This window comes from Thauera sp. ZXT1-4, assembly GCF_052598215.2.
Map to the genome: position 1 here is coordinate 1 of NZ_JBQWSN020000067.1, position 4,243 is coordinate 4,243.

The following is a 4,243-nucleotide window of genomic DNA, read 5'->3' on the forward strand; positions in this document are numbered from 1 at the left end:
TGCCGACGCCATTCGCGCATCGCCGCGGTCGCGGCGTGCATGTCGACTTTCGCCAAGCGGCGCACCTGGTCGACCGTGGGCATCGTCTGCCGGCCGGACTCTTCGAAGATCTGGCTTGCCGCGGCAAAGACACGCTCGCGGGCATCGAGAGGAAGATTCGAGGTCATGTGCCAGTCTCCGGGCGTGATTAGATAATCATCATAATAATATGATTATTATGATTATGCAAGCGGTTATTCGCCGCCGGGAACGCGCACGAAACCGGGTTTCAGCGATGACACCGCGCTCGATTAAACGGCCCAGGAGCCTAAAACGCGGGATAAAGCAGGGCAGGCGGTCGGAAGCGAAGAGATCTCGGCTCAAACGGGCTGTATCAGCCCCGCGCCCTCGTTCCTGACGTTGCCGACCGCCCTCCCCACCGGATACACCGCCAGCGCCGCCTCGGGACACGGCCGCACCAGCGCCTGCACCTGGTCGGCCGCAGTCGCCCCGTTCAACCACGCCCAGTAATCCCCCGGCGCCAGGATCACCGGCATGCGGTCGTGCAGCGGCCGCATCGCCGCGTTGGCCTCGGTGGTGACGATCGTGAACGTGTCGAGCTCCTCGCCGTCGGCCGGCCTCGCCCAGCGCTCCCAAAGCCCGGCGAGCGCGAAGAACTCGCCCCCGACCGGGTGGATGTAGAACGGCTGCTTGCCGCCGCCCTGCCGGTCACTGAGATGCTGCCACTCGTAGAACCCGTTGGCCGGCACGATGCAGCGCCGGCGGCGGAACGGCGCCCGGAACGAGGGCTTCTCGGCGACCGACTCGCCGCGCGCGTTGATCAACCTGGTCGCGATCGCCTCGTCCTTCGCCCACGACGGCACCAGCCCCCAGCGCAGCCGATGGATCACCCGCTCGCCGTTCGAGCGCTGCCGCACCACCGGCAGCCACTGCATCGGCGCCGCGTTCCAGCGCGGCTCGAACTCGAACCCTTCGGGCACCGCGTCGAATGCCTCGCGCAGGCGCGAGACCGGACCGTAGAGCGCATAGCGTCCGCACATTGGCGTGTGCCTCCAGATCGGGCGGTCGACCACCGCCCCAAACCGACCGCGTTGGGTGAAAATAGACTGTATTTTTTACAGTCAAAGCATGCACGTCAGAGTCGTCGAATTGATGGTGGCCGGGGAGCGCACGCCCGCGCGAAGCGCGCCTGGCTGACCTCGGCATCACCGACACTGAGCATAGGCGACATTCCGATCGGAACCGCCGAGAAGCGGCCGCTGCACGCGGCGCAGCTCTGGGAGCGCTGGGGAACCTCGGCCAGACGCGGCCTGCTGCCGCCGCTGTTCGACGTCCAGGTGCTGCGCATCACACCGCGCGGGCTGCTGCTGCGCGGGTTCCAGGTCAGCACGAAGAACGGGGCCGGCACGGCCCAGCACGCCCAGGAATGGTGGGCCGTGCCGATCGACAAGCCGGGAGCGGCTTAGCGTGCTTTATTTTCCGTTTTCTCAGCCGCCACACCGGTTGTTGGCAGCCCAGCTGCTTGCACTCCGATTTTTACTCACAAAATCTGTGGATGAGTGGCTGCGTACTCCTCCAAACACCTTGTCCAGCCTGATATTTAACCCGTGCTGAAAAATGAGGCATGGTTGTTCGGCACACAGTCCAAGATCAGCTGACCTTGGACTACTCGCGAGCCGCCTGTTTCATGACGATCAGACAAGATGTTCTTTTTTTACTGTTTTGCGATTCGTCGCAAAATCGTAATTAAGCTAGTGCAGAAAACATCATGCGTCGGCCCGTGCCGAGTGATGTAGCTGCTGTTGCCAGCGACAGGCCGTTGCGCTGCATCCAGGCATCGAACTCGCTCGCCGTCGGCAATCCAGCCTACTCCCGGCCCAGTTGATAAGCTGGTCAGTTCCCATATCGAGCCCGCCAGGCATCGCACTGCATCTGCGAAAAACTCGGGATTCCGAAGTGCATCGGAAGGTGGTGCCGTGAAATCCGACAGATCTACAGACAGCGTTTCGCCCGTGCTCCAGTCGATCTCTACGGTGAGGGGCCCAACGATGAGCGCGTCGAGGATGTTAGGCGGGGCTTTCATAAAAGCCCTACAAGGCTACCGAAGAGTGAAGACGTACCCTACCCTCCATCTGCGTGAAAAAACGCCTCTGCGGGCTTCTGAGGAGCTCTCAGCGGCATTGTTTTTCCGATTCTGCCCTCTGCCCTGCCGATTTCTTCTTCAGTTTGATTTTCGATGATGCTATGAGGGCGGTTTCCACAGAAACCCGGCTGAGGCGTCTGCCCGCTTGCGGGCGGAGGCCGATTTGTCCGGGTCTTGGCGCCCGAAGGGGGGCCGCTTGCGGCCAGGTCGGGCCGGCTTGCCGGGCCGAGCCGCTTAGACCGCCCGTCGCGATTAGGTTGAGCAAGCGAGGTTTCTTCTGTCCTTCGCCCGTAAGGGCCAATTGTGCCGGAGGGGGAGCCGGCGAAGCCGGGGGAACCCCGCAGGGGTGCCCCTTTCTTGACCGCTCAGTTATCCACAGGCCTTTTTTGGTTGCGACGTTAAAGACTTTTAAAGTTAAAAAACCGCGCGCGCGCGTTACGCCTGTGGATAACGCTTTGGATGCCGCGCTGGCACTGGGATCTAAAATTTCCAGCGTGGGTGATATAACGAATGGGGTGTGGGTGATATAACGAGCCCATCCACAGGAAAACGTGGGTGATATAACGAGTCAATTCACAGGCACTGGCGCTTAAACGGGCTTCTTGACCACCCATTGGGCATGCGGAAATGGGCGTTTTTTATGACCTTAGGTTTTTTCACACGCCGAAGCGGCTCTGGACGAATTTTTTACCATGTTGCTAGGCGCATTTCTGGGGGGAAGGGGGTGTTTTGCGCCTGCAAACGTGGGTGATATAACGAATCCGTTTTCGGAGGCTTCCGTACGAGAGCCGTTGAATCGAAGAGGGCCTCCGCATGACGCGACATCAAGGCCTGCCTCCTCCCGCAGCGTCCCGCCCTGCAGCATCACCCGCCTCTCATCGGCCGTCCGCTCGCCTCTGCTCCCGCTCGCTGGCTAATCTGTTATCCACCCTTGCCCGAGGCACCTGGCTAGCGGGATCAAGGCTTAGTCGCTGCCCAAACACCTACCGCTTGCGTGTGCGCTTAGGATCCCGGATGTAGGCATGTGCCGTCTCAGACTGTCCGTTCTTGTGTAGCCCGGCAGCAAGTCGCCTCGAGTTGCGGACATAGAACGTCACCTTGTCAGTGCCGTCGAGCATCACACGATACTCGGGGAGCGTATGGGCCTCTATGATCTCGCGGACCATGCGCCTAAACTCACGCAAGGTCCCTTTGCTGCCTGCCTTGTCTTGTAGCAAGGCAAGATCGATGCACCACATCGTTTGATGGCCGCAGTGCTTGCGCGCCAGCTCGTACAGACGCCGTTCCAAGGGCTTTCGAAGGCGGAAATAGTCTGGATGGATCGTGAGAATTTCATGGGCTTGGACAGCGTTGTGAAGCCACTTTGACAAGGTGACTTCGACGGCAACCATGCGTTCGTCGTCGGGTGCCCGCTCGATGATCATCCACGAGTCGATGATGCCGAACCCTTCCTTGACGCGCTGCCCCCCCGTCCGAATGTCCGTCTTGATTGTGGTCCCACGCAAGCGCTCTAGGGCGTTCTCGAGGCGCTGATACTCGGCGCCGCCGGTAGGCTTGTTGGTCGATACAAGGTAATCGTGAACCGTAAACCGCACGGTCCGGTTCTTCGCGTCGTCACGGCCTCGATTCAGTCCCTCGGTCATCTGGCTGACAACGTAGATCAAAACGTCCTTGTCGAACTGCGTTGCTCGCCCCTTGACCGACGGATACACCTCGACACGGCGGTTTCCGTCCTTGCTTTCCCATGTCCAAGTCGACACGTCTGTCTTGGTGGAAAGCGTGAAGATCGGCGCCTCCATCGAAGCACCGTCATCCTTCAGGGCGTAATCGAAGAGGTCTGCGAGGAAAAAATCCCGGTCGACGTGCCTCAGTGGCAGCAAGGCCGGGCGCTTGACCGGCGCCGGCAACTTTTTGGGCGCACTGACCTGCTCTTGGCCCAGGGCTTGTGCGGGTGAATGCTCAAAGGAGAAGTCGAGAACCCCCTGGTTCTCGACTTGATGAGTCTGCTGACTGGACGTGTCGGCCTTGGTCTTATTCAATGAACTCTCCCACCGCTAAACGCCTTGCGTTGTTGTAGCGGGGGTTTCGCGGGTCATAGAC

The 4,243-nt window shown here is 60.6% G+C and carries 3 protein-coding genes; 1 reads left to right on the forward strand and 2 read right to left on the reverse strand.

The features are described 5' to 3' along the window. Window positions 1-359: 359 nt before the first annotated feature. On the reverse strand, window positions 360-1,040 hold the full coding sequence (locus ACUH78_RS18810; RefSeq protein WP_445334403.1) for an SOS response-associated peptidase: 681 nt from the start codon (window positions 1,038-1,040) through the stop codon (window positions 360-362). Between the two features lie 51 nt (window positions 1,041-1,091). On the opposite strand from ACUH78_RS18810, the gene ACUH78_RS18815 reads away from it, so the two are divergent. Then, window positions 1,092-1,466 carry a hypothetical protein gene (locus ACUH78_RS18815; RefSeq protein WP_445334402.1) on the forward strand — a complete coding sequence of 125 codons (375 nt, stop codon included), beginning with the start codon at window positions 1,092-1,094 and terminating at the stop codon, window positions 1,464-1,466. Between the two features lie 1,660 nt (window positions 1,467-3,126). On the opposite strand, the gene ACUH78_RS18820 is transcribed toward ACUH78_RS18815, so the two are convergent. After that, window positions 3,127-4,182: a replication initiator protein A gene (locus ACUH78_RS18820; protein WP_445334401.1), complete on the reverse strand. Its 1,056-nt coding sequence runs from the start codon at window positions 4,180-4,182 to the stop codon at window positions 3,127-3,129. Window positions 4,183-4,243: the final 61 nt, after the last annotated feature.